Origin of the sequence: Paenibacillus sp. FSL R7-0179, assembly GCF_038002265.1 — a bacterium.
GTDB lineage: Bacteria > Bacillota > Bacilli > Paenibacillales > Paenibacillaceae > Paenibacillus_AQ.
On the sequence record NZ_JBBOCC010000002.1, the window covers coordinates 1,988,412 to 2,012,686 of the forward strand.

The window sequence follows — 24,275 nt, forward strand, 5'->3', positions numbered from 1 at the left end:
GCACATCCGTGAACAGCGCTAATAGGCAATTTAGGCCAAATAGATACTTTTGGCTCATACCACAAATAAAACCCTGGCGGAAGCGCCAGGGTTAGCTGTGTCATATAAAAGGATTGCATCGCATCAGGGAATATGTTAATGTTAATAAACTGTCGGCCATTTTATTTGTAAATGGTCAGAGTTAATGCATCTTATTTATATATTAAGTATAGCAAACGGACATCCAGTTTGTCAAGCCGCCAGTGTGGAACGATTTCAGCAAGAAAAAGGAGTGTTCAGAGGATGGAAGAGACAAAGGTCTGGAAGCAGGAGCAGGAGTGGCTGGAGCAGGTGAAGGAGCAGCTGATAGCGGGGATAGCGGAGCTGGAGCCTGAGGTCGGGCAGCTAAAGGAGCAGGCTACGGATATCCGCCGGGGATTCTGGGAAGAGGTCACGGTCGATACGAACTCGCAGGAGGATTTCGAGGAGAGCTTCTTCACCATCACCCAGCAGGAAGCGGTTTTGTCTGAACGGGAACGCAGTCATGCGCGGAAGCTGCGGCAATGGAAGAATATGCAGCGGCTGCTGCCGTCCCCTTATTTTGGGCGGATTGATTTTCAGGAGGAAGGGCAGAAGGGGGCTGAACAGGTCTATATCGGGGTCTCCTCCTTCGTGGCTGCGGATGGCCTGAGCTTCATCGTCTATGACTGGCGTACCCCGATAGCGAGCCTGTATTACGACTATCCGCCGGGACACGCGGCCTTCGACACACCGGGAGGACGGATCACCGGCTTGATGGAACTGAAGCGGCAGTACCAGATCCGCGGAGGTCAGCTCCAGCATCTGTTCGATTCGAGCGTGACAATCGGAGATGAGCTGCTGCAGCAGGTATTGGGTCAGGGCGCAGACTCCCAAATGAAGAGCATCGTAGCTACGATTCAGGCGGAGCAGAATGCCATTATCCGTAACGATACGAGCCGGATGCTGATTGTGCAGGGAGCGGCGGGCAGCGGCAAAACCTCGGCAGCGCTTCAGCGCGTAGCCTACCTGCTGTACAAACACCGTGAGCGGCTGACGGCCGATCAGATCGTACTCTTTTCGCCCAATCCGATGTTCAACAGCTATGTGTCTACCGTGCTCCCGGAGCTGGGGGAAGAGAATATGCAGCAGACGACCTTTCAGGAGTATCTGGACCGATGGCTGGGAGCCGCGTTCCGTCTTGAAGATCCGTTCGATCAGATGGAATATCTGCTCACCGCCCAGCAGGAGGAGGGTTATGCCGCCCGTCTTAAGGGCATGGAGTACAAAGCATCGGAAGCTTTCCTCCACGCACTTCAAGGGTATGCCTGCTTGCTGAAGCAGGAGGGCATGCTGTTCAACGATATTTGCTTCCGGGACCGTGTGCTCATACCTAGTGAACAGATCCGGGCCAAGCTGTATAGCTATGATCCTTCCATTCGTCTGCCGAACCGGGTGGAGCTGGTGCAGAAATGGCTGCTCACCGAGCTGGCGGCACTACAGAAGGAAGAGCAGGGGGCAGCCTGGGTAGAGGAGGAGATGAATTACCTCGATAATGAGCAATATGCCGAAGTCCACGGTAAGCTGCACAGAGATAAGGGCGTGTTCGACTTCGCGGAGAAATACCTCCGCTTGCAGGAGCTGCTGGTGCATAAGCGGGAGCAGGATGAAGGGGATTTCGATTACGCCGAGCGGGAGCAGGAGCTGCTGGGAGAGATGATCGTGAAGGAGCAGTTCAGACCGCTGAGACGGGGGATCAGGAAGTTCACCTTTATCGACATGGCCGGGCTCTACCGTCAATTATTCAGTGATGAAACGGCCTACAGGAAGATGACAGGTGAAGCGGAGGTACCGGAGCTATGGCCGGAGATCTGTGCGCAGACCCGGGAGATGCTGGACAGCGGAACACTCTTTTATGAAGATGCGACCCCGCACTTGTACATGCAGGAGCTGATCGAAGGCGTGCGGACGAATACGCAGGTGCGGCATATTTTCGTGGATGAAGGCCAGGATTATTCAATGTTCCAATACGAGTTCCTCCGCAAGCTGTTCCCCCGCGCCCGCATGACCGTTCTGGGAGACTTCAGCCAGGCGATCTTCACACAGGCCACGAATCTGTATGGGGACCATTCACCGCTGCTTCATCTGTACGGGGAAGAGGAGACTAGCCAGTTCCTGCTGGTCCGCAGCTACCGCTCGACCTTCGAGATTGTGGAGTTCACCAAGCAGCTGCTGCCCGGAAGCGAAGGAATTGTGGCTTTTGAGCGGAGGGGCAAGAAGCCTGTGCTGTCTAAGCTGGCGAGCAAAGAACTGAAGGCAGAGCGCATCCTGGAGGATCTTGCTGAGCTTCAGGCTGAAGGCTATAGCTCCATCGCTGTAATTACGAAGACGGCCGCCGGGAGCAGAGAAGCATATGAGAGTCTGACTGCCAGTGGCCGGGCGCATGAGCTGAAGCTGATTACGAAGAACACGCCAACTTTTGAAAAAGGAGTGCAGGTGATCCCCGCCTATCTCGCCAAAGGCGTCGAATTCGACGCGGTGCTAATCTACGATGCTTCTGCGCAGACGTATCATAGGGAGAGCGAGCGGAAGCTATTTTATACGGCATGTACCCGGGCTATGCACCGGCTGCAGTTGTATGCTGCGGGGGAGTGGACACCGTTTGTGGATGGGGTGGATCGGGAGTTATATATTGACATCCATTGATAGTTACACTAAACTGTAACCAACACAGTTAACTGTAACTATTGTTCCGCAAGGAAGGAGAGTCACATGAATACCTACACTGCGAAGCAAGTGGCTGAGGTATTACAGAATGAAGATCCGCAGATGAATCTGCGGACGGTCAGGTACTATACGCAGATTGGAATGCTGCCGCCGCTTGAGCTGGCCGGGAACAAAAGGGTGTACACCGACAATCATCTGCATTATCTGCGCGCTATCCTTGTATTGTCCAAGAGCGGCGAGACGCTGGCCTCGGCACAGGAGAAATTGGCGGGGCTGCCACTGGATGACGTGATCAAGCTCGGGGATAATCTGCGGCTGTACCAGTCGGATCAGATGCTCCACAGTGAGCTGCGTGTCATCAGTGAAGATGTAATTCTCTCCATTAGCCCGCGGATCTCACCTGTGCTGAAGGAGAAGATGGTTGAGGCCGTCACCCGTTTACTTCAAGAGGAGGGACAGGTATGATCAGAATCCGTTTTGCAAAATCTGCTATTGAGCATGAGGAAGGGATGAATCATCTCTGGCTTCAGATCATGCCGCCCGGCGCTGGACAGAACGTCTGCTTACAGTTAATACTTCCGGAAGGGCTAAACCGGTCCCCTGATCTGAGTGGTGCTGTTGAAGACGGCAGCGGGAGAATAAAGATTAAAGAGGTGCTGGCAGTAACGGACCTGTACATTGAAATTTTCACCCGGGAGCCGATTCCCTGCGGGGAGTACAGCCTGGCGGCTGAATTGTCTTACACAGACGGTAATGGCGTGTTTACTACTGTACGGGAGGACATTCCGCTGCTGGTGGTGTCCGAGGAAGAGGCGGCTGAGATCCGGACGGACGAAGAGGTTGTACGCAGAATTAAAGAGCTGCGGTTCCTGCCGGACAGCGGCGGAGCCAATTCGTCTACGTCTATCGAATATACTCCGGCAAAGCTGATTCGCTTGGACTCCAGCCATGTATCGGAATGGGAGAAGAAGTACCGCGTGGAAGGTGCTCTAGAATTGTAATTGATCTACTGGCAGGTGAACCTATGAACTATGAGAATGCCGGGGAGCTTTTGCCGGAGAAGCTGCTTAAGGAAGTGAAGAAATATGCGGCAGGCAAGCTGCTGTATATTCCGCAGGACGATGAGAAGAAGGCGTGGGGGGAGGCTTCGGGCTACCGCCAGGTTCTCGTCAGACGCAATCAGCTGATCTACAATAAGTATCTTCACGGAACCCCAATCGCTGAGCTGTCGAAGGAATATTATTTGTCCCAGGAGACCATTAAACGTATTGTATACTCCAAAAAGGACACCAACAAACTGGATTACGATCCCACAGCACCGTCCGCCGCAGCGTATGCAGAAGCAGGGATGCTGGAGGAGTGGGTGCATTCCTATGTGCTGTTCGGCCGCCGCAACAAGAATTTCTCGGAAGGCCTTGCGCTGATGAACAGAACGTATGAGGGGCCGCTGTGGATTCCGCTCTCCTTGCTGAGCAGAACGAGCGGCCCCGAGAGCGGGATGAAGTGGAGGGTGGACCGGGAGGATTTTGAGCACAAGGTGATGCACTGGACCCAACAGATTCAAGCGGGTGAAGCCGCTCCGCCCCTCATCGCGAAGGTTGCGCAAGGGAGAATGGAGCTGAACAGCGGTAATTCGTTACTGGAAGCGCTGCACCGCACTGGGGTAAGCCAATATCCTGTCATTGTCTGGATGACGGAATTAGCTGATAATGAGCAATATTTGAAACAGTATGCTATGTACAGACCGGACTGAGCAGATATGGCGGAAACAGCTTAAATTATTTTCGGTATAGGCTGCCTGCTGCGCTCACGGCTATGATGAAGATATCCCACAAGGAAAGGCAGACATTCAGGATGATATACGGGACAACTGGTTGTGCTATGGAATATGCCGGGCGGGGGGCTATCCACGAGTGGGTGCAGCTTTTTTTGCGGAATGACGGGAAGAATGTGGTGCTGGCAGACGGATTATTGCTGGAACCCAGAGTCTATACAGGGCCGGTGGTTGTAGATATTACGAGGTTCGGAATAGAGGAAGGTGCGCCCTCGTATCTGACTGCATTAGATGAACAAGCCCGTTTCTTCAGTATTGTAGAGACAATGACAACCTGTTACAGCAAGTGGGATATGCCTCCGTTAATTGTAAATTATGCTGACGGGACGTTCGCAATCAATGATGGACGCCACCGGAATGTGGCCTTGCGCCGGATGAACATTACACTTGCACCCGTGGTGTTCTGGACAAGCTCGGAGGCGGATCAGCGGTACATATCGGAATATTTGAGTGAAGAGAGGATGGAGGACCTATGACTGCCAAGTTGCCATTATTCATTATCACCGGAGCCAGCGGAGTAGGTAAAACCACGGTCATGCACGAGCTGAGGGAGCAGATGCCGGAATTTGTGCTGTTCAGTACGGATGATGATAATTTCGGAAGCACGGGAAAGAAGCTGGAGTACCAGGACCGGTATAATGTGCTGTTTCATTGTGCGCGTGCCGTTGCGTTGTCGGGGAGAGGAACGGTTATTTGCGGGACGATGATGCCTTGGGATGCCAAGAAATGCGATGTATATGATGCGTTCAGCGAAGTGCACTTTATTAACCTGCATTGTGACGATGCCACCCGGAATGCCCGCCTGCGGGGCCGGGAGGATGCAGCTACCTGGACTGAAGATATGCTCAGGCAGCACGAGGAATTCGCGCAGTGGCTGCTGGAACATGCCGATACGGACTATGATCCGCCGATGCCGACCTTTGAATCAACCTCTACACCTCCAGCCCGTGTGGCGGAGCAGATTAAGGAGTATATCGGGTCGAAATGGAGGCAGGGAACATTAAGTTAACTGCTGCTGTTGCGGATAAAAGGATAAAAGCCATCCCGCCGGATGGCTTTTCGCTTGCTGGTTAGGAGAAACCAAATACAACGGATGCTGCTGCGCTGAGGGATAGGCCCAATCTCCATAGCCAGTAGCAGGTATAGAGGAATCCTGCATGAAATACAACAATACTGCCCAATACAAACGGTATATGCTGAAATCCTGCACGAAAGGCAACAAATCCAGGGTTAATTGGCTCTGAATACCGAAAATTGTGCAATATTGCAACATTGTACTTCAGCCGGTAATAGGTTCAGAGGAATCCTGCAAGAAGTGCAACAACTCACTCTATAAGCGGCCAGTGAGTGTAAGCATCGGCATAGGCTTAAGGCTCCATGCTGCTCCACAGCGCCTTGAAGGCACCGGGTTCAACCTCGAAGAATACCGGAGCATTGCTGTAGCGCACGAGTCCCTGGCCGAACAGGGTCAGCTCCACCCGGGTTTTGTCCGCAAGCTGGAGATAGACCAGCTTGCGGTCGTCTTGGTCATAGATGCCTTGCTCCATGAGCGGATCGGCGGATAGGGGCTTGGCGGTCATGAGGGCGTTCAGGAACCCGTCAAGCGCTGCGCCTTCGGGCAGCGGCAGGTATTGCTGTTTGCCGTTATTCCAGCTGTCGAAGCTCTCCCACTGGGCGGAGGCAATGCGCCCGTCCAGGTTCAGCTTGCCAATGAGATCGGCACCGCTATGGACCGTAATCCCGTTCGTGTGTTCGAACAGCTCTGCGAACACCTGGCCGTCCACCTCTGTATAGGACATGACCAGGAAGCCGGAATCATATCCTTTGACGGCATAGATATCCGTCTCCCCAATGTTCGAGGCCAGCTCCGTATATGCATCCTTACCGCTCCATTCATCAATCCCGCTGGTCGTGCGGCCCAGCTTCTCTCCGCGCAGTGCAGCCGCATCGGCCGCTTCCATGCGGATCGCCGCCTGGGTATAGATATTGCCTTGGTAGACAACCAGGCCGATCATATCGGCCACAGCACCGGAGCTTTTATCCGGCAGCTCGATCTTGGGAATGACGACTCCTGCGGCATTGCCCGCAGCTGGTGTACCCGGATCGACCTGGGCCACTTGATTAGGTGAACCAGTTCCGCCCAGCTGCTTCATCACGCTTGGTCCGGCCAAGCCGATTCCGGCAGCAACCAGCACGCTTGCTGCAATATAGACCATTTTACGCGGACGGCGTCTTTGTTCCATTTTACCTTCTAAGCCTTGCTTCATTTCTCTGCTTGCACTCATAGTATCCACCGCTTTCTTATATTGGGTTCGAAACTGATCTTCCTTCATTCCGCTTCTGCTCCTTCCAGCTCCAGTCTTAACAGCTGGCGCCCGCGCTGAAGTCTCATCTTCACGGCCGACTCGCTGATCTGCAGAATTCTGCTGATCTCCTGGACGGGGTAATCCTCGTAATAGTACAGATGAATCACAGTCTTATACTTCACCGGCAGGGCCAGCACTAGCTGCAAGACCGCCAGCTCTTCGGGGTTATCGGCCGTAACCGGCTCCACCCCTTCGAGCTTGACCTCGCGCTTGCGCCAGCCTCTGCCCAGCAGATTCTTGCAATGATTGGTGATGACCCGGATCAGCCAGGCCTTCTGGTGTTCGTCATCCTTGAATACGGGAGCCTTCTCCAACAGCTTGATGAAGGTGTCCTGCGTAGCCTCTTCGGCATCCTGGCGGCTGCCCAGATGAACCAGGGCAATCCGGTATAGCATATCTGCATATTGTTCGTAGCTTTTCATCACAGGATGGCCCGGCCGGGTCATGGGTTGCTGCATGAGGTTATGCCCTCCTTTATCTATAACACCCTTTAGGACGGCATCCGGTCACATTTTGTTTCCGGGAATTTATTCTGCTTGCCGTAAGCTCACCCGGATACAGCAAAAAAGGGCCATGATTAATGGCCCTATCCCAATTCTTTAGATTCTTTAGATCCCTCAGATTCCGGCGAACATATCATTCAAGCGGTCCCAGTTAGCCGCGAGCCACTGATTCTCCTGACGGAAGCGGACGAGCGGCGGGAATTCATCCTGCCCGGGCACGGCAATCCATTCGGCTTCCTTCCACCAGGTTAATTTCAGCGAACGGATGAGGGTGCTTGCAGGCAAGGGGAGATGTTCACGGTAGCCCGTCACAAAAGCCCTTACCTGTTCCAGTCCGATCCCGCCTTCTGACAGCGCGCAGGAAAGGATCGGCCGGGCTACATCGAACTCCGGGTAGACGTAATGCAGCCTGTCGAAGTCCAGGATCGCCGCCACCTGATCTGTGCTGAAGAGGATATTATCCACGAACAAATCCCGGTGTCCCCAGCCCCGTCCGCAGTCCGCGAAGATGCCGGTGTCCATCCGGTCGATGATCCTCCGCTGCAGCTCAAGCGCCGATATCGTATCCTCGCTCTGCCGGGCGGTGGCCTGAATATAGCGTGTCTCCCAATTCCTCAACATAGACGCCTGACTGCGGACCTCCCAGTACAGCGGCAAAGAAGCAGGCAGCGCATTGAGCAGCTTGTGCATCTGGCCGACTACTCTGCCCAGCGTATACATCTGCTGCACTGTGGCCGAGCCGGGGGCAACACTGTGCCCGTCACATAGGGCCATCAGCACGTACCGTTCCTGTGAAGGCGTTCTCAAGACATAATTCCCCGCGTGTGAAAATAATTTCGGAACAGGAAGGCCTTCCAGGTATAGATGGTCCTGATGACTTAAGGAGACCTCAAGTCCGCGGGTGAGCGCTTCAGGGTAACGGATCTTGCTGTATTGCTTCACGAATAGACGGCCCTGATCACTGTCCAGTCTCCACTTCAGATTCAGGAAGCCCTGATCAATCTGGACCGCTTCAGTGACATGCATCCCGAATCGTTCTGTCATAGAATCCAGGATTTCATCCCGGATTCTTGCGGCTGTGTCTGACATACCTATTTCTCCTCATCTGACCGAATAAGAGACTGATTATGACTCCATTCTCGCCGGATTTCCGGGGATTATCAAGATAAACTTTCTTTAAAAAAGAGGGCAGTCCGGCCAGCCAATTTACGGCTTGCCGGACTGCCCTCTATACAGAAAATCTTATGCTTGCTTAGACAAGTGTCAGCTTGAACTTGAAGGTATACGGACGGTTAGCCGGCAGGGTGAACTGCTCATGGGTTGGCGCACCCCAGCTGTCGTCGCCGCCCACACCCATTTGCTTATAATTGACACGCAGCACGGTCTTGTCAGAGGCTGGCAGCTTGTAGCCGTGGTCGCTGGCTTCGAGCTCGGCCGGAGACCAAGGAAGCGCATTGACTTCGAGTGGGACTGCACCTTCCACAGACAAGCCGTGTCCTTCGCGTCCTGCAGTGACAGAAGCATACCGGACATCCGTCTTGTTGCCGCATTCCTGAGGGCGGAGGTAATCCGTGAACTGCTCACTGACCTTGCCTGAGTAGAGTCCCAGCGGAGCTCCGGCTTTACGGTCCCAATAGTTCTCATGCGGCCCGCGGCCATACCAGGAGACCGTGTCCAGGCTGCTGTCCAGCTCGAAGACCATTCCGAATTCCGGGATCTCCGGCAGGGTGCTGCTGCCCGGGTTAAGCTCCTGTACGATCTCGACTGAACCATCTGTACGAATCTCGTAATGAACACGCAGGGTAGACTGCGGCTGTGTACCCAGCAGATAATCGGCGGTGACGAAGCCGAGGCCCCCTTCTACACGGCAGCTGAACCGGGCCAGCTGACGCGCGTAGGACGCTTCCTTCCAGACCGCACAGCGCTCAGGATGCTTATTGCCCAGATCATTGTCTGTAACAGCTCTCCAGAAGTTAGGTCTGGCCGGTGCGAGCAGAACTTCCTTCCCGGAGGACTTCAGCGAGACAAGCGCGCCGGTTGCTGTCTCGAAGGCAAGCGCGAATCCGCTGCCCTCGAAGGACAGGAAGCCATCCTTCTCCTTCACTTGCAGGGTGCCGCCCGAAACCTCCGGGCTCCGGGACGGAATATACGGGGTTAACACGAACTGCTCCCAGGCAATTTCATGCGCGGCCTCAGACCAGGCGGTTGCGCCCTCTTGAACGAATGACACCGTAAGCACAGCTTCCTTATCGGATTCCAGCAGCGCTGGATCCAGCGGAACCGTGAAGCTGGCTGCTTCCCCAGGCGCTGCGGAGAGCGGCAATTGTCCTTCCTGGGCCGTCTTGCCGTTCAGAGCCAGCGACCATCTCAGCTGATAGTCTGCCAGATCCGTGAACAGGAAGTGGTTGCGGGCTTCGAAGCTTCCGCTTTTCAGATCAAGGGCGGTGATGGTGATATTCTGGTAGCATTTCTTCACCTCGAAGAGCTTAGGCGTCACACTACGGTCCGCGAACAGCAGTCCGTTGCCGCTGAAGTTGCCGTCATGCGGCTGCTCCCCGAAATCCCCGCCGTAAGCCAGATAAGACACGCCTTCAGGAGTGGTTGTGCGGATTGCCTGATCCACCCAGTCCCAGATGAATCCGCCCTGAATGCTGTCATATTTGTCGAACAGCTCGGTGTACAGATGCAGGCCGCCGCAGGAGTTGCCCATGGCATGGCTATACTCGCATAGAATATAAGGCTTCTTCGGATTACTGAGTGCGTACTCCACGACTTCATCCGGCTTGATGTACATCGTTGATTCAATATCGCTTGCCGCGTCCGAAGGTCTGTAATGATAAGTACCTTCGTAATGCACCGGACGGGTCGGGTCAGCTTGCTTCAAGTGGTCATACATGGCCAGGAAGTTATCGCCGCCGAAGGATTCATTGCCAAGCGACCAGATGATGACGGACGTGTGGTTCTTGTCGCGCTGCATCATGGAGTTACAGCGGTCAATGACGTTCGCGCGCCATTCCGGGCGGCTGCCGGGAACGTTGCCCTCATGCAGTTCCTTTTGCCCGTATTGCCAGGAGCCATGTGTCTCCAGGTTCGTCTCATCGATCACATAGAGACCATATTCATCGCACAGCTCGTACCATACCGATTGGTTCGGATAGTGGGAGGTCCGCACGGCATTGATATTGTGCAGCTTCATCAGCTTGATGTCGGTGATCATATCTTCCTTGGAGAGCGCACGGCCGGTATCGCAGGAGAATTCATGGCGGTTCGTTCCCTTGAATACGATCCGTTTGCCGTTGATCTTCATCAGGCCGTCCTGGATCTCGAAGGTCCGGAAGCCCGTCTTGCAGCTGAGCGCCTCCAGCAGCTGTCCCTGATCGTCCTTCACCGAGATCAGCAGGGTGTAGAGGTTAGGCTTCTCCGCGCTCCATTTCAACGGGTTCTTCACGGCTGCAGACAGCTTAAGCAGCTGAGTTCCCTCCCCTTCAAAAGCAAACCCGGCTGACACCGGCGCTGCCCATACCGGCTGCTGCTTGCTATCGTAGAGCTGTACTTCTACGGAGTGTGCGGAGGTGACCCGGTTATAATAGTTCTCCAGCATCAGGTCGAGTTGCAGCTCCGCATCGGTGAAGCTCCTGTCCAGCACGGTGCGGACGAAGAAGTCGGCTACCCTTACCGGAGGTGCAGTGTAGAGATAGACATCGCGGAAAATTCCGCTCAGACGCCAGAAGTCCTGATCTTCGAGCCAGCTTGCATCACACCAGCGATAGACTTCAACCGCCAGCTTGTTCTCGCCGGGAAGCAAGTAGGCAGTGATATCGAATTCTGACGGTGTGAAGGTATCCTCACTGTATCCGGCGAGTTCTCCGTTCACCCATACATAGAAGGCCGATTCCACACCTTGGAAGCTGAGGAATACAGGTTGTCCGTCCCAATCCTGCGGAACGCTGAAAGAACGGATATAGGAGCCTACCGGATTGTATACCGTTGGAGCGAAGGGAGGCTTCAGATCCGGCTCGGACACTTCCCAAGGATAGCGGACATTGGTGTACTGGGGATAATCATATCCCTGGAACTGCCAGTGGGAAGGAACGACGATATCTGCCCAGCCGGCAGCGTCGTATCCGTTCTTATAGAAGTCCTTGATCCGTGCGTCCGGTGTTTCGGCAAAAGCGAATTTCCACGTTCCGTTCAGCGACTGGTAGCGGGAGGAGGAAGCTTTATCTCCTTGAAGGGCGTCTGCCGCTTCCGGGAAGGACATCATGGAGGCATGGGCATCTATACGGTTCAATTGAAAAATCTCAGGATTATTGTTCCATTCGGGATATCCGTTGGCAGGCTGCTGATATGAGAGTTTGTTGCGCAAGTTAACATCTCCTTATATTGTTATATTCATATTATAGGATGGGAAATGTTCTGGGTATATATAATGATTTTCTTCAGTTATAATAAAATATGAAACAACAGATCAAAGCGAGCTTGCAGCTGGAAGGAGAACGCTATGGATAGCACGATGATCTTTTGCGAGATGGAAGATATGCTTCTGCTGCCGCTGTATGCGACGACCATCGGGTATTGGGAGCATCAGGGGGAGATGGCCCGGCCTGCGGGCTTCCCGGATTATCAGCTGCACCAGGTCCTCGGCGGGAAAGGTGAAGTCAATATCAGGGGCAAGTCCTACCTTGCGGAGGCGGGCGACCTGTTCTGTCTCTACCCCGATGTTCCCCATTCCTATACCCCGCTTAGCCGGGAGTGGGAGCTGGCCTGGATCTCGTTCAACGGAAGAGAAGCAGCCCAGATGCTGCTCTACGCCGGAATCCGCGAGTCCGGGGTTGGACGCCTGCGGGCAGAGCCCATACTTGCTCCGCTGGAAGAGATGCTAACCCTCTCCTCCGGCAATGAGCTGCAGGACAATCTGGAGCGTTCCAAGCTGCTGTATGCCCTGCTGCTGGATCTGAAGCGCAGCCTGCTTCCGGCCTCGAATGAGGACAACGAGCTTGCACGGATGAAGCCGGTGCTGCAATATATCGAGCTTCACCTGCACCGTCCGCTGCTGCTGAAGGAGCTGGCCGAGGTGGCGTCTGTCTCGCCGCAGTATCTGTGCCGGCTGTTCCAGCGGACCGTCCGTGAACGGCCGGTGGCCTATATTAACAAGCAGCGGGTCAACCGGAGCAAGCAGCTGATGTTCAGCAGCCGGGGGCAGCGGATCTATGAAATCGCGCAGCGGGCAGGCTTCGAGAATGTCAGCTATTTCTGCGCCGTCTTCAAACGCATTACCGGCATGCAGCCGGAAGAGTGGAGAGGACTGCACGGATTGGACTAGAGGCTGCTATAATTAGAAAAAAAACAAAGAGAGGAGGGATGTTGTAGTGATCCTGGGACAAAGCAGAGGTTATCAGATCCGGTTAATGGATGAACCGGCGGCCAGAGAGATCGTCAACTGGAGATATGAGCCGCCATATGCCCTGTACAATATGCTGGATGCGGCTGATGCCGCAGAGGATATCGAGGAGCTGCTGGATGGCTCTTATTTCAGCGTAGCTGCTGCGGACGGAGCGTTGATCGGGTTCTTCTGTTACGGGCAGAACGCGCAGGTGGGGGAAGGGATAGAGAGCGGACTCTACCTCGATGGAACGGCCCTCGATATCGGCTTGGGGTTAAGACCGGATCTGACGGGGCAGGGCCATGGACTGGCTTTCCTGCAGGCGGGGATGAGGTTTGCAGAGCGGACGTATGACGCGGAGCGATTCAGATTGTCGGTGGCAGCCTTTAATCAGAGGGCAGTCCGCTTGTATAAGAAGGCAGGCTTCGTCTTTTTACATAGCTTCATGCATCAGCACGGAGAGAGCGAAATGGAGTTCCTGCTGATGGAGACCCCGGACCTGGCTGTCCGCCTATAGCGCGAGTGGAGAATACAGGGTGAAGTCTGTTAATATAGAATTATGGCATCATCCATATCAAAGGAGAATTCAATGTGAACGAGAACCTGAAGCAAGCGTATGTGCAGTTAGGCTTACCTGAAACCGTAACCAGAGAGGAACTGAACAAGCGGTTCGACTTGCTCCTGAAGCGAAGACGCTCCCTGACTACAGAGCAAGAGATCGCAGACTACGAAGCTGATTTCCGGGCGTACAAGCTGATTCTGGATACCTGGGACGAGCAGGAGATCCAGAAGGCCGAAGATGAGCGGCTTGCCAAGTACGGACGTTTCTCCGGTACAGCGAGCAAGTGGGAGACCTTCATGCGGCTATACAAAACACATGTGATCCTTGGCATTATCGGGCTGCTGGTGGTGATTTTTGGCGGGAAGGCTCTCTATGACAATTACCAGCATCGACAATATCTGGCTTCCCTGCCGCCTGTGGATGCGAAGATTATGTTCATCGGCAGCTTCGGTGTCACGGATACGAGCGGTAAGACCGAGGAGCTGGAGAAGGCGATCATCGCGGCTTACCCGCAGTGGAAGCGGGTGGAGACGGTGATGACTTATCTGCCCAGAACGGGCGACGGCTCTGACTCGCTGGATATGAACTATATGCAAAAGGCAGTTGTGGAGCTGGCGGCGAACCGGCCGGATATCCTCGTGCTGGATGAGGCCACCGTCAAGTGGATCGGCGGGCAGACCGGATTCCAGAATCTGGAGTCGATCACGGCGGACGGGAAGCTGGCTGCGGACGATGCCCGGATGCAGTGGGGAGTCAATGAGGACACGGGCAAGAATGAGCTGTATGGTGTAGATATTCTGAAATCCCCATTCATCTCAGAGCTGCCCATCAATTATAATGCGAAATCGATCATTATCGGTGTTCTGAATGACAAGGACAAGGATAAGATGCTGGCGTTCGTGAAGCATATTGCGGAGGAGCCGCCCGTTAAGTAAGCAGGATACACAGTAAAAAGAAGGGGTGTCCCAAGAGCCATGAAATGGCTGCTTGGGACACCCCTTTGGTGTGGAGAAAAATGTACGTGTTCACTTGGGTTGACGTTCCGCTGGGCTTTACTGCTCTAAGCGGTAGCCCCCGTGGAATACAGGACCGACATATTCATTGAACGCATATCCGTTACGGATGGCGGCGGATACGAAATCCTTCGCCTTCACCACAGCATCCTTCACCGGCAAGCCGTTAGCCAGTCCGCCGGTAATCGCTGCGGCGAAGGTGCAGCCGGCGCCATGGTTATGGGCAGGCTCGATCTTCGCAGTCTCCAGAACGAGGTATTCGCTGCCGTCGAAGAAGATATCAATCGCCTTGTCGCCGCCCAGCGCCTTGCCGCCCTTGACGACAACATTCTGGGTGCCGAGCTGATGGATCAGGCGGGCAGCTTCCTTCATCTGATCAAGCGTAGTCAGCTTGCCAAGACCGGATAGCACTCCGGCTTCGAACAGATTAGGAGTAGCCACCGTAGCCAGCGGCAGCAGCAGATCGCGGATGGCATCTGCACTCTCCGGGTTCAGTACTTCATCCTCGCCTTTGCATACCATAACCGGATCGATTACGACATTGGTCTGCTTGTTGTTCTTCAGGGCCTGTTCAGTAACCTTAACAATCTCTACACTGCCGAGCATACCGGTCTTCATGGCATCCACAGGACCGCCGGCGAAGATCGTCTTGAGCTGTTCGGCAACGATGGCAGCATCGACAGGGTATACATTATGATGCCAGCCCCGGTCAGGGTCCATCGTTACAATTGTAGTCAGGGCACTAAGGCCGTAGGTGCCGTATTCCTCAAAGGTTTTGAGGTCTGCCTGAATGCCTGCGCCTCCGCTGGAGTCACTGCCGGCAATGGTTAATGTCTTAATGATTTTTGACAAAGGTAACGTCCCCTTCTTGTATATGGATAGTATGCTGCTTATTATAACAAAAATCATCGGCTTAGTCCGCAAAAAAAGTATAAGCTCCAAAAACGCACCGCAGCCCTTGGGTGAGAGCAAGGGTTTGCCGGTTGCTGCACTGCATATCATGGTAGTCTAGTGGATTCTTTATTCAGGAGGCTGCCATGATTGAGATCAGTTTATGCATGATTGTCCGCAATGAGGAGAAGAGCCTGCCCCGCTGCCTGGCATCTGTGGAAGGGCTGGTCGATGAGATCGTCCTTGTCGATACGGGATCGGCAGACCGCACCAAGGAGATTGCCGGTGCCTTCGGAGCCGCAGTTTATGATTTTACCTGGACTCAGGATTTCTCCGCTGCCCGTAATTATGCCTTCAGCAAGGCGACCCGGGATTATATCTTCTGGCTGGATGCGGACGACTATCTGAGAGAAGAGGATCAGGCGCTGTTCAGGGAGCTGAAGTCTTCGCTGCCGGAACAAGTGGACAGTGTGAATATGCAGTATAATCTCGCTTTTGACGGGGAGGGGAGGGTGACGACCTCCTTGCGGCGCAACCGGCTGGTCCGCCGGGCGTGCGGGTTCCGCTGGATCGGTCCGGTGCATGAATATCTGGAGGTCTACGGCCCTTCGCTGGCAAGTGCCGTCTGTGTTACCCATGAGAAGGATAAAGCGTACACAGACCGTAATCTGCGGATCTACCGCAAAAGGGAAGCGGAAGGGGAGAGCTTCTCTGCACGCGATCAATATTATTTCGCCAATGAGCTGCGGGACCATGGAATTCACAGGGAGGCCTGCCGGTATTATGAGCAGTTCCTCAGCGGCGGGCAGGGCTGGATTGAAGACAATATTCAGGCCTGCCTGCGGCTGGCTGAATGCCTGGAAGCGCTGGGGGACAAGGAAGCGGCCTTCACTGCAGTCACCCGTGCGCTGCAATATGATGCTCCGCGTGCCGAGGGCTGCTGCCGGCTGGGGACCTGGCATCTGGAGAAGGGCCAGCTTCACCCGGCCATCTACTGGTTTGAGCTTGCGCTTCAGCTGCCAAGGCAGGCGGAATCCATGGCGATGAAGAATGAAGCCTTCTCCACCTGGATTCCGAATCTGCAGCTTGCGCTCTGCTATGACCGGCTGGGCCAGCATGAACGGGCTAACCGGTATAATGAGACTGCGCTGCTTCATTCCCCCGGCCATCCCAGCATGCTGTATAACCGGAATTACTTCCAGAAGCTTTTGGGCGACAAATATGTCTCCTTGCAGCAGCTCTGAACACCAATAAGCGCTCCCCCGCCGAGGCTGGGGGAGCGCTTATTGATTGTCTAAGGATGTCCAGGCATTGCCGCAGGCTCCAGCAGCAGCTGAGGTTCGCTCGTACGGATGAATTCCAGCACCTTGTCGTAGATAATCCGGTGGCCGTCCCGGTTAGGGTGGATGCCATCCCGGCAGATGAACTTGGTGTAATCCGGCTGCTGCAGGAAGGCGCCCCGGACATCGATAATCTTGGTCCTGGTACTCTCGGCGACCTTGAGGATAGCGGAGTTGTAACGCTCCTGCCACCAGTAGATCTTGGTGACGCTGCCGAGGAATTTCATAATGTTCACTTCGGAATCGGGATTGTTGCCGCTGACCCACTTGAAGTAGTTGTCCGCATTCAGCGGAGGCAGACTCATCAGGATTGGTGTGATCCCCTGGTTCTTCAGGAAATGAATCATATCCGTCAGCATCCGCTCGAAGGCCGGAAAATCCGTCTTGGGACTATGCTCTGCCTCAGGGTTGCTCGCAATCTCTCCCCAATGGTAGTCACAGTCATTGCCGCCGTATTCAATCAGCACCACATCCGGCTTCTCCTTCAATACATCCCGCTTCAGATTGCCGAAGCCCTTCATCAGCGTATTGCCGAATCTGGCCGTATTGCGCATCGCTCCCTTGAGCTTGCCCTGAAGCATAGATACATAATTATCCTCCAGAATGACATACTTGCTTCTTGTCTCGTCATACACAACGCCCTTGGAGATAGAATCCCCGCTGACCATATATTTGAACTGAGACCCGATGGACTCTTGCAGCTCCTCATCCTTGTTCATGCTCCCGCCTCCGATAACCCTAGTGTATATACAATCAGTGTAAACCATACATGCAGCCGTGCCTATGTATAGATGTCATGGTTTCTTAGTCCAGTCAGCAGCCTGAATTCCCCATAGAATAATGGAGAAGGAATTTGTTACCAGGAGGCCATATTGATGACGCAAATCATTGATTTCAGCAAAAGTGCAATTACCAGCTTCAGCCAATCAATCACTATCCCTGTTCCTCTGTCCCCCTCCAGCTATGCGCTGACCGAATTCGGGCTTGCCACCTTACAGGGCGGGAGTGTCCTGCTAAATGCCACGGTTGGTGTTCAGACTACGCTGGGCAATCCCAATCTGCTGCTTACCATCCTGCGTTCAGGAACACCCGTGTTTACCCTGCTGACAACGGCACCCGGCGGGAGCCAATATGCTCCGCTCAGTCTCTCTTATGTGGATCTTAACTTTCCGTCAGGATATTTCGCTTATACGTTGACGATTTCACAAGTGAATTCCTCTACACTGAATTCTGCTAATCTGATCGGTCCTGTTGATTTCTCGGGCCTCTCTCTGGTGTAAGCGATGGCGGCTATCATTGATTTCGGTAAAAGTGTCCCGTCCAGCTTCAGCCAATCTGCTTCACTCCCTGTAAGAAGGGTACCTAACAGCACGATTCTGGGACAGTTCGGGGTGTCTGTAGGGACGAACGGTCTGGTTCTGCTTGAGGCGACAATCGGCCTCCAGAACAACACGCCAAGCGCCTCCAATTTGATTTTTACCATTGTACGGAATGCGGTGCAGATCTTCACGGCAAGATCCAGTCCATGGACCGTGGATAGCTATGAAGCCGTTCATTTATCCTTTACAGACAGCGGCATTCCTGCCGGTTATTACGGCTATGCCCTCGTTGTGTCCGCCATCGGTACCGGGAATCCGCCGGTGATCATCGGCCCGCTGGTATTCTCGGGCATATCCGTATCCTAATCTGACGCCGGGGAGTAACACTCCCCGGTCTTTTGGCTGCAAACCTATAGAATTATTATTCTCTCATTGGACAAATATAGCGATACATATACATGGAATTGGAGTGAGTCTGCGGCTTGGAAGGGGGAGAAGACACCGGTTAAGTAGGAAAATGGAAGGAGCACGGAATGTATGCCCTATACCACAGGAGCGGTCTATAATCCGCCTGCCGGAACGTCACATATCGACCGGATTCAGATTTCCTGCCTGAATGATTCTATTGTCGTAGCGATTAATATCAATTTGCAGATTTTTCATTTCCTCGGCAGCAATTTCACACGGGTAGCCGTAGGCGAAGCTTTGTTTCAAGTGAACCCCCAGCAGCTGGTGGTCCAGACGTATTCGGTAAACGCTGCGAACTACTATGAAGTGCAGATTAACTATTACAGTGCGGTGAACACGATTGTAAATGTATTTCTGCTAGACGCCGCAGGCAACAGTATCGGGCGGATTGTTCAACCAGAACTTACATACATTGACCGCTTGACGATCATTAACACTTGAAACGGGGTGATGTCTGTTGGCGAACGTCAACGTTACAGCAGGATTGCCGGGGAATCATATTGAGCCATCGATTGCGGTCAATGAACTGGACCCCAATATTCTGTGTGCGGTAGCGGTAGATTCTAGTACCGGAACGGCTCTCACCGGCTTCTACCGGTCAGTGGACGGCGGGGCCACCTGGTCTTCCACGATTCTGCCGCAGGCACCGGGCTTTATGAGCGCGGAAGCGCCGACCATTGACTATACCTTTCCCAATACCTTTATCGTTGCTGTCCACTTTTTCAATGAATTTGAAGACGGGACAATTGCAACGTACACCACCTTTGACAACGGATTGACGTTCAATCCTCCTGTTATCGTTCAGCGTGGCTACGGCCTATACGTCCATAATGACGAACCCTTCCTTGCTGTAGACCGTTCACCGTCCAGCCCGTACCGGGGCAATGCATACGTTGGCTATACCCCGCTGTTCTATTTGGGAACGAATGCCGCGATCTTTTTCCAGCGTTCTGTGGATCAGGGGCTTAGCTGGGAGCCGCCGCAGCGTATCTCTGATCCCCGGGGAGATCTGGAGCGGGCGGCACTCATTGTCGGACTGGCGGGCGAGGTCTATGTGGGCTATATCCAGCTTGGCCCTGGCCCTAAGTATGCTTACATCCGTGTCTCCCAGGACGGGGGAGTCAGCTTCAGTCCCCCGGTCACCCGAGGAGCTACTTTTCTGGCCAGTACTGTTCCCGTGCCCAGCCCGCTGCCTGTTCCGAATTACAACTTCCGCGTACAGACGAATCTAGCGCTTGGAGCAGACATCTCGAACGGCCCCCTTGCGGGTTTTGTCTATGCGGTGTGGAACGATTTCCGGCTGGGTTATGCCGATATCTTCTTCTCACGTTCCCCGGACGGCTTGCTGTGGTCCCAGCCGGTAAGCATTACAGGGGCTCCGTCCGGATCGCAGAATTTCTCGCCTTCAATCACGGTATCGCCTTCCACGGGGACGGTGCGTGTAATCTACTATACGAACCGGCTGGACGGCTTCCTGCTGGATGTGTTTGTAGCGGAGTCTATCAACAGCGGCTTGTCCTTCACGAACCGGAGAGTCTCCGATGTATCCACGAATCCGAACGGCAATTCTCCGATTCCGACTGCGCTGATTGGGGACTATATTACGGCGGCTACTATTTTTCCGGATACGCTGGCAGCGGTATGGAATGATACTCGGCTGAACAAGCAGGATGTTATTTTCGGCAATTGAGCGGGGAGGGAGTGGTATCTTTTTGTAAAAAAAGGTCCGGCTGGTTCCTCCAAGCCGGGCCTGTTTTCCCTTGCTATTCTACTTGGTCTATCATCTTCGTTCTTCTTAACTGCCTATCCGTTCTCTGCAAAAGGGCGTCCAATACGCGCTTTCCCCGCACCGTTCCCGCTTAAAAAGGCGGCAGCCGTCCGCTCCAGGATTTTAACACTGTTCTCCCAGGTCCATGATTTTGAATCGGTCTCACCGCGCGCGGCGAGCCGATTGCGGAGCACAGAATCTTGAATAAGCCGCATCACATCCGCCGCAAGCCGGTTCTCATACCGGTAGGACAACAGGCAGTTCTCCTCATGGCGGGCATACTCCAGATTTCCTCCCGAATAGACCGAGACTAACGCCGCCCCGCAGCGCATCGCTTCAAGTCCTGGCAATGAACCGGTGTCGAAAATACTAGAGCTGACAAAAATATCAGCCCCGTTATAGTGATAGCATAGCTCCTCGTCATTGAGCGGGGTGAAGAAGCGGTATTTGCCGCTGTCCATCATTCTTCTCAGGGATTCGGAACTGAAGCATTCATCCGGCGGACTGATGAAATTGATATTGACCCACGGGAAGTGCTGCTTCACGATATCCAGCTGATTCACCAGATAATCCTGCTCGCGGTGCCAGGAGAACCCGTTCTCCACCTTGCGCAGGATCGCTGTTATGTTCAGCGGCTCCTGAAGCTCCTTGCGGATATTCATGTTTCGGAATGAAGCGCTGATCCCTACCGGCACAATGCTTCCGCTGATTCCGTGTCCCAGCTTAATCAACTCCTGCTGCCATTTGGAGAGGACAATGAGTTTGTCAGTAATATGGTAGGAGGGGAAGGATATCTCGCTCTGCGGCAAAAAAAGAGGTTCATAGCACAAGGAGAGGCGGATATGCATGCCTTTGCCGTTCAGACTGGCTGCCTGTGAGGCCGGAACCGTAGTGTAGAAGTTGGAGACGATGATATCGCTGACCGGAAAATCGGATTCACGGAGCAGCGTGTAGTCAGTAATCAGCAGAGTGGAACGGACGTCATAGGAAACATCCCCTCCCAGCGGCATAACAATCACAACCTGGTGGCCCCGGGCCGTAAGACCGTTCGTTAGCTCCACGAGCATGCGTTGCGCCCCGCCATGGCATAAGGTAAGAATGGGGAAAGTGAACCGCATCTGTGATCCCTTCCTTTCTGCACAATCGCCCTGCAACAATGCGATAGGTATACTATTTTATTCAGTGAAAAGCGAAAAGTACCGCTAAGCGGTACTTTTGGAGGAAATGGGGTTATGGCCTTAAAATCACGAATTGCGGAGGTTGCGCAGCAGGTTCACGCAGTTTTGGATCTCCAGGCTAGTGACATCCTCAAGCGAGACATCGATCATCGGCTTATGCGCCTCAAGCTTGTCCAGGAACTCAGCGGTGTGGAACAGCCCGGCCCCGGGAGCGCCGTGACGAATGCGTCCGCTGTCCTCGTAGATTCCTTTAAGATGGGCGAGGATAATCCGGTCGCCGAACAGACTGAAGGATTGATCGATGATCTCATCCTGAAGATGAACCTCTTCACCGATCAGGTTGCACGGATCGAATACGACACCGATGGAGCTGGAGGGCACCTCGTCGAGGATGCGCCGCATTTTGGCCGGAGAGGACAGGGTATGGGTACTGACGCCTTCAAGCCCTAAGAATACTCCCCACTTCTCCGCCTCCTCTGCCAGTTCCTCGACCGTTGCCTTAAGGGCATCCCAGCCGAGCTCCTCATAGCGGTAAGGGGCGAGCTCCTGGAAGGTCGTAAGTGCTCCCGTCTCCGTGGCGACCATAGGGGCACCGAACAGGCGGGCATAGCGCAGATGCTCCTTGAAGCGGTCAATCTCCGCCCGGCGGACCGCAGGATCGGGATGAATCGGATTGATGTAGCAGCCAAGCACGCCGATGCGGATACCGGCCCTGTCGAATTGCTCAGCGATATAGGAAGCAAGTCCGGGACTCAGCTTGCCCGGGGAGAGGTCGATATCCTGTATGGCTTTGGACAGAGCAAGCTGTACGAAATCAATATTGTAGGTCTGAAGAGCGGCAGTTAATTCCTTAAGCGGCAGGCAGCCGGCAGTATGCGCCAACGTTCCGTAACGAATAATAAACAACTCCTTTGGAATTCTATGAATTTATATCTATAATATTAATGACGCTTACATAGACATGCAAGGGTTAAAGAGTGCATGGAACACAGGAGGAATAGTGATGAATGCAATAGAAGTGCGTAAGCAAGAGCTGGAGAACTGCCGTCCGGAGCCGACAATGGACCGGGAGACGATTGATGAATTCTGGAATGATCTGCTCGCAGAAGATGAGGAGCAGCCGCTGGAGGTGACGATCACCCCTGAAGAGACCCCATATCCGGGCATGAAGGTGAGTAAGGTCAGCTATATGAGCTATGGGGAGACTACGATCAATGCCTGGTATATCCAGCCTGCCGGTGATACAGAGGGCACGGGAGACCGGCCGTGTATTGTGACCTTTCCAGGTTACACCGGAGACCGGGGATACCCTGAGCGTTATGCACATTTCTTGCTGCTTGGCTACACTGTCCTGGCCGTAGATGTACGCGGGCAGCTGGGCGAGACCGGCAATCTGCTGCCGCAGGAGCACGGTGTAGTCAAAGGCTGGATCAGCCAGGGGCTGCTGGAGAAGGAGCAATCCTATTATCTGGCGTTAGCTATAGATACAGTTCGGGCCATCGAGACGGCTGCACAGCTGCCAGGGGTTGACCCGGCGCGTATTGCGATTAATGGGGCCAGCCAGGGCGGAGGGATCGCGCTGTTGGCAGGGGCGCTCAGCCGCCGCGTGGCGGCGGTGGCCGCAGACATTCCTAATCTGTGCCGGCTGGATTTCGGAGTGCTGAACTCCACCAGCTCACTCACAGAGATTGCGGATTACCTGAAGCGCTATCCTGAGCATCTGGAGCGGGTGTTTGAGAATCTGGCCTTTTTCGACATTGTTAATCTGGCTCACCGCTTCACCGTTCCTGTTCAGATGTCCGTAGGCTGGAAGGATACAGTATGTATGCCGGAGACGATCTATGCCGCGTATAACCGGATAGAGTCGCCTAAAGAGATTAATGATTATCCGTTCTCCGGACATGAGGTGAGCGAATTCCAGCGCAGACAGACGGCATTGTTCTTCCAGAAGCATCTGGGTTCCTGAGTGAAGCTGTATAGGCCACAGTGATTAGCAGCAAGGGAATGGTGTGAAGATATAGTAAGGGTTGGTGCGAGGCCATGGATAGGCAGTCTAATCACCGGGAGGGAACTACGGATGGACAATCAGACGGGTAAGCTGCCGGCGGGAGTACTGGTGGAGAGCTTTGAGTATGACAAGAAGAATGAGGAGCTTGTGAAAAAGAGCTTCTGGAGCAAAACCAGGAAAGCCGCCGGTAAAATCCCCTTCACCAGAGAAGCGATCGCCATGTACTACTGTGCTATGGATGCCAAAACACCGCTATGGGCGAAAGGGATTGCCTTTGGAGCGCTGGCTTATTTCATTTCCCCGATCGATGCCATTCCCGATGCGCTGATCGGTCTGGGCTTCACAGACGATGCTGCCGTCATGGCGGCGGGCATCCGGGCCATTGCCGGACAGGTCAAGGAGGAGCATAAGCAGAAGGCTGAGGAGTTTTTCGAGGATTCATAATTGACTGGAAGACAGTGAAGGGATGCAGCGGGTGGCTGCATCCCTATTCTGCATACCCCGCTACACTCCGGTGTCTATAGCCGAACCCTCTGAAGTCTGCTGCTTCGCCTGATACTCCAGACCCCAATCTCTCATCAGCTTGATAATCGGAATCAGAGACCGGCCGAATTCGGTCAAGGAGTATTCGACCTTCGGCGGCACCTGATGATAGACCTCACGGTGAACGACGCCATCCTCCTCCAGCTCGCGGAGCTGCAGGGTCAGCATGCGCTGGGTGATGCCGGGGCAGATGCGGCGGAATTCATTGAACCGGACTGTGGAATCCATCATATGGTACAAGAGTACCCCCTTCCATTTACCGCCGATGACATCGAGGGTGAATTCTACAGGACAAGCATAAGCAGTGCCATCCGGGCAGGTGCCGAAACCGCCTTTACGGTCGCGCATCACTGAACACGCTCCTTAGTATCATTT

26 protein-coding genes are annotated in these 24,275 nt (G+C 54.0%); 16 read left to right on the forward strand and 10 right to left on the reverse strand.

The annotated features are described in order from the left end of the window. The first annotated feature begins 282 nt into the window (after positions 1-282). The 6 genes from helD (at position 283) to MKX63_RS24895 (ending at position 5,567) form a co-directional block, all read left to right on the forward strand. A complete protein-coding gene (gene helD, locus MKX63_RS24870; protein ID WP_341020882.1) occupies positions 283-2,703 on the forward strand; it encodes an RNA polymerase recycling motor HelD in 2,421 nt (806 codons plus the stop codon). Positions 2,704-2,769: 66 nt separating this feature from the next. Then, positions 2,770-3,189 carry a MerR family transcriptional regulator gene (locus tag MKX63_RS24875; protein ID WP_341020883.1) on the forward strand — a complete coding sequence of 140 codons (420 nt, stop codon included), beginning with the start codon at positions 2,770-2,772 and terminating at the stop codon, positions 3,187-3,189. After that, entirely contained in the window at positions 3,186-3,725 is a 540-nt protein-coding gene (locus MKX63_RS24880; RefSeq protein WP_341020885.1) for a hypothetical protein, read from the forward strand. The genes MKX63_RS24875 and MKX63_RS24880 overlap by 4 nt, the downstream gene beginning before the upstream one ends. 23 nt (positions 3,726-3,748) lie before the next feature. Further along, positions 3,749-4,477 carry a CD3324 family protein gene (locus MKX63_RS24885; protein ID WP_341020887.1) on the forward strand — a complete coding sequence of 243 codons (729 nt, stop codon included), beginning with the start codon at positions 3,749-3,751 and terminating at the stop codon, positions 4,475-4,477. 101 nt (positions 4,478-4,578) lie between these two features. Beyond that, positions 4,579-5,034: a hypothetical protein gene (locus MKX63_RS24890; protein WP_341020890.1), complete on the forward strand. Its 456-nt coding sequence runs from the start codon at positions 4,579-4,581 to the stop codon at positions 5,032-5,034. Further along, complete coding sequence (locus tag MKX63_RS24895) at positions 5,031-5,567, forward strand: AAA family ATPase (protein WP_341020893.1); 537 nt, start codon at positions 5,031-5,033, stop codon at positions 5,565-5,567. The genes MKX63_RS24890 and MKX63_RS24895 overlap by 4 nt, the downstream gene beginning before the upstream one ends. Here the strand turns inward: MKX63_RS24895 and MKX63_RS24900 are convergent. The 5 genes from MKX63_RS24900 to MKX63_RS24920 form a co-directional block, all read right to left on the reverse strand. Continuing rightward, a complete protein-coding gene (locus tag MKX63_RS24900) occupies positions 5,559-5,831 on the reverse strand; it encodes a hypothetical protein (protein WP_341020895.1) in 273 nt (90 codons plus the stop codon). The two genes, MKX63_RS24895 and MKX63_RS24900, sit on opposite strands and share 9 nt — an antisense overlap. A gap of 94 nt (positions 5,832-5,925) precedes the next feature. Further along, positions 5,926-6,891: a hypothetical protein gene (locus MKX63_RS24905; protein ID WP_341020896.1), complete on the reverse strand. Its 966-nt coding sequence runs from the start codon at positions 6,889-6,891 to the stop codon at positions 5,926-5,928. Next, positions 6,888-7,382 carry an RNA polymerase sigma factor gene (locus tag MKX63_RS24910; protein WP_341020897.1) on the reverse strand — a complete coding sequence of 165 codons (495 nt, stop codon included), beginning with the start codon at positions 7,380-7,382 and terminating at the stop codon, positions 6,888-6,890. Before MKX63_RS24910 ends, MKX63_RS24905 begins: the two co-directional genes overlap by 4 nt. Positions 7,383-7,541: 159 nt before the next feature. Continuing rightward, complete coding sequence (locus tag MKX63_RS24915) at positions 7,542-8,516, reverse strand: phosphotransferase (protein WP_341020899.1); 975 nt, start codon at positions 8,514-8,516, stop codon at positions 7,542-7,544. Between the two features lie 163 nt (positions 8,517-8,679). Continuing rightward, positions 8,680-11,793 carry a glycoside hydrolase family 2 TIM barrel-domain containing protein gene (locus tag MKX63_RS24920; RefSeq protein ID WP_341020901.1) on the reverse strand — a complete coding sequence of 1,038 codons (3,114 nt, stop codon included), beginning with the start codon at positions 11,791-11,793 and terminating at the stop codon, positions 8,680-8,682. A gap of 135 nt (positions 11,794-11,928) precedes the next feature. Here MKX63_RS24920 and MKX63_RS24925 point away from each other — a divergent pair, with 135 nt between their 5' ends. From MKX63_RS24925 to MKX63_RS24935, 3 genes are all read left to right on the forward strand, one after another. Continuing rightward, the gene (locus MKX63_RS24925; protein WP_341020904.1) at positions 11,929-12,750 is read left to right on the forward strand and encodes an AraC family transcriptional regulator; all 822 of its coding nucleotides are present in this window, start codon (positions 11,929-11,931) and stop codon (positions 12,748-12,750) included. A 46-nt stretch (positions 12,751-12,796) separates the two neighbouring features. Then, on the forward strand, positions 12,797-13,327 hold the full coding sequence (locus MKX63_RS24930) for a GNAT family N-acetyltransferase (protein WP_341020907.1): 531 nt from the start codon (positions 12,797-12,799) through the stop codon (positions 13,325-13,327). A 74-nt stretch (positions 13,328-13,401) separates the two neighbouring features. Continuing rightward, the gene (locus MKX63_RS24935; RefSeq protein ID WP_341020909.1) at positions 13,402-14,307 is read left to right on the forward strand and encodes a hypothetical protein; all 906 of its coding nucleotides are present in this window, start codon (positions 13,402-13,404) and stop codon (positions 14,305-14,307) included. Between the two features lie 117 nt (positions 14,308-14,424). Here the strand turns inward: MKX63_RS24935 and thiD are convergent, their stop codons facing one another. Then, a complete protein-coding gene (thiD, locus tag MKX63_RS24940; protein WP_341020911.1) occupies positions 14,425-15,237 on the reverse strand; it encodes a bifunctional hydroxymethylpyrimidine kinase/phosphomethylpyrimidine kinase in 813 nt (270 codons plus the stop codon). Positions 15,238-15,422: 185 nt separating this feature from the next. On the opposite strand from thiD, the gene MKX63_RS24945 reads away from it, so the two are divergent. Next, entirely contained in the window at positions 15,423-16,520 is a 1,098-nt protein-coding gene (locus tag MKX63_RS24945) for a glycosyltransferase family 2 protein (RefSeq protein WP_341020913.1), read from the forward strand. Between the two features lie 50 nt (positions 16,521-16,570). Here the strand turns inward: MKX63_RS24945 and MKX63_RS24950 are convergent, their stop codons facing one another. Then, the gene (locus MKX63_RS24950) at positions 16,571-17,335 is read right to left on the reverse strand and encodes an SGNH/GDSL hydrolase family protein (RefSeq protein WP_341020915.1); all 765 of its coding nucleotides are present in this window, start codon (positions 17,333-17,335) and stop codon (positions 16,571-16,573) included. Between the two features lie 156 nt (positions 17,336-17,491). Between MKX63_RS24950 and MKX63_RS24955 the strand changes: the two genes are divergently transcribed. The 4 genes from MKX63_RS24955 to MKX63_RS24970 all read left to right on the forward strand — a co-directional run bounded on the left by MKX63_RS24955 (position 17,492) and on the right by MKX63_RS24970 (position 20,093). Continuing rightward, positions 17,492-17,896 (forward strand): hypothetical protein, encoded by a 405-nt coding sequence (locus MKX63_RS24955; RefSeq protein WP_341020917.1) that lies wholly within the window; start codon positions 17,492-17,494, stop codon positions 17,894-17,896. 3 nt (positions 17,897-17,899) lie between these two features. Next, entirely contained in the window at positions 17,900-18,301 is a 402-nt protein-coding gene (locus tag MKX63_RS24960) for a hypothetical protein (RefSeq protein ID WP_341020920.1), read from the forward strand. Positions 18,302-18,472: 171 nt separating this feature from the next. Continuing rightward, complete coding sequence (locus MKX63_RS24965; RefSeq protein ID WP_341020922.1) at positions 18,473-18,844, forward strand: hypothetical protein; 372 nt, start codon at positions 18,473-18,475, stop codon at positions 18,842-18,844. Positions 18,845-18,860: 16 nt separating this feature from the next. Then, positions 18,861-20,093: an exo-alpha-sialidase gene (locus MKX63_RS24970; RefSeq protein ID WP_341020923.1), complete on the forward strand. Its 1,233-nt coding sequence runs from the start codon at positions 18,861-18,863 to the stop codon at positions 20,091-20,093. Between the two features lie 113 nt (positions 20,094-20,206). On the opposite strand, the gene MKX63_RS24975 is transcribed toward MKX63_RS24970, so the two are convergent. Continuing rightward, complete coding sequence (locus MKX63_RS24975) at positions 20,207-21,289, reverse strand: glycosyltransferase family 4 protein (RefSeq protein ID WP_341020924.1); 1,083 nt, start codon at positions 21,287-21,289, stop codon at positions 20,207-20,209. Positions 21,290-21,415: 126 nt separating this feature from the next. Further along, complete coding sequence (locus tag MKX63_RS24980; RefSeq protein WP_341020926.1) at positions 21,416-22,231, reverse strand: sugar phosphate isomerase/epimerase family protein; 816 nt, start codon at positions 22,229-22,231, stop codon at positions 21,416-21,418. 121 nt (positions 22,232-22,352) lie between these two features. Here MKX63_RS24980 and MKX63_RS24985 point away from each other — a divergent pair, with 121 nt between their 5' ends. Beyond that, positions 22,353-23,315, forward strand: coding sequence for an acetylxylan esterase (locus tag MKX63_RS24985; protein WP_341020928.1), 963 nt, complete (start codon positions 22,353-22,355; stop codon positions 23,313-23,315). A 111-nt stretch (positions 23,316-23,426) separates the two neighbouring features. After that, the gene (locus MKX63_RS24990; protein WP_051493493.1) at positions 23,427-23,801 is read left to right on the forward strand and encodes a YkvA family protein; all 375 of its coding nucleotides are present in this window, start codon (positions 23,427-23,429) and stop codon (positions 23,799-23,801) included. Between the two features lie 60 nt (positions 23,802-23,861). On the opposite strand, the gene MKX63_RS24995 is transcribed toward MKX63_RS24990, so the two are convergent. Then, complete coding sequence (locus MKX63_RS24995) at positions 23,862-24,248, reverse strand: winged helix-turn-helix transcriptional regulator (protein ID WP_341020930.1); 387 nt, start codon at positions 24,246-24,248, stop codon at positions 23,862-23,864. Between the last annotated feature and the right edge of the window lie 27 nt (positions 24,249-24,275).

Excerpts from the sequence above, each read along its gene's own strand:
- helD (WP_341020882.1), top strand. The coding sequence starts at position 283 with ATGGAAGAGACAAAGGTCTGGAAGCAGGAGCAGGAGTGGCTGGAGCAG.
- MKX63_RS24875 (WP_341020883.1), top strand. The coding sequence starts at position 2,770 with ATGAATACCTACACTGCGAAGCAAGTGGCTGAGGTATTACAGAATGAA.
- MKX63_RS24880 (WP_341020885.1), top strand. The coding sequence starts at position 3,186 with ATGATCAGAATCCGTTTTGCAAAATCTGCTATTGAGCATGAGGAAGGG.
- MKX63_RS24885 (WP_341020887.1), top strand. The coding sequence starts at position 3,749 with ATGAACTATGAGAATGCCGGGGAGCTTTTGCCGGAGAAGCTGCTTAAG.
- MKX63_RS24890 (WP_341020890.1), top strand. The coding sequence starts at position 4,579 with ATGATATACGGGACAACTGGTTGTGCTATGGAATATGCCGGGCGGGGG.
- MKX63_RS24895 (WP_341020893.1), top strand. The coding sequence starts at position 5,031 with ATGACTGCCAAGTTGCCATTATTCATTATCACCGGAGCCAGCGGAGTA.
- MKX63_RS24900 (WP_341020895.1), bottom strand. The coding sequence starts at position 5,831 with ATGTTGCAATATTGCACAATTTTCGGTATTCAGAGCCAATTAACCCTG.
- MKX63_RS24905 (WP_341020896.1), bottom strand. The coding sequence starts at position 6,891 with ATGAAGGAAGATCAGTTTCGAACCCAATATAAGAAAGCGGTGGATACT.
- MKX63_RS24910 (WP_341020897.1), bottom strand. The coding sequence starts at position 7,382 with ATGCAGCAACCCATGACCCGGCCGGGCCATCCTGTGATGAAAAGCTAC.
- MKX63_RS24915 (WP_341020899.1), bottom strand. The coding sequence starts at position 8,516 with ATGTCAGACACAGCCGCAAGAATCCGGGATGAAATCCTGGATTCTATG.
- MKX63_RS24925 (WP_341020904.1), top strand. The coding sequence starts at position 11,929 with ATGGATAGCACGATGATCTTTTGCGAGATGGAAGATATGCTTCTGCTG.
- MKX63_RS24945 (WP_341020913.1), top strand. The coding sequence starts at position 15,423 with ATGATTGAGATCAGTTTATGCATGATTGTCCGCAATGAGGAGAAGAGC.
- MKX63_RS24950 (WP_341020915.1), bottom strand. The coding sequence starts at position 17,335 with ATGAACAAGGATGAGGAGCTGCAAGAGTCCATCGGGTCTCAGTTCAAA.
- MKX63_RS24955 (WP_341020917.1), top strand. The coding sequence starts at position 17,492 with ATGACGCAAATCATTGATTTCAGCAAAAGTGCAATTACCAGCTTCAGC.
- MKX63_RS24960 (WP_341020920.1), top strand. The coding sequence starts at position 17,900 with ATGGCGGCTATCATTGATTTCGGTAAAAGTGTCCCGTCCAGCTTCAGC.
- MKX63_RS24965 (WP_341020922.1), top strand. The coding sequence starts at position 18,473 with ATGCCCTATACCACAGGAGCGGTCTATAATCCGCCTGCCGGAACGTCA.
- MKX63_RS24975 (WP_341020924.1), bottom strand. The coding sequence starts at position 21,289 with ATGCGGTTCACTTTCCCCATTCTTACCTTATGCCATGGCGGGGCGCAA.
- MKX63_RS24985 (WP_341020928.1), top strand. The coding sequence starts at position 22,353 with ATGAATGCAATAGAAGTGCGTAAGCAAGAGCTGGAGAACTGCCGTCCG.
- MKX63_RS24990 (WP_051493493.1), top strand. The coding sequence starts at position 23,427 with ATGGACAATCAGACGGGTAAGCTGCCGGCGGGAGTACTGGTGGAGAGC.
- MKX63_RS24995 (WP_341020930.1), bottom strand. The coding sequence starts at position 24,248 with ATGCGCGACCGTAAAGGCGGTTTCGGCACCTGCCCGGATGGCACTGCT.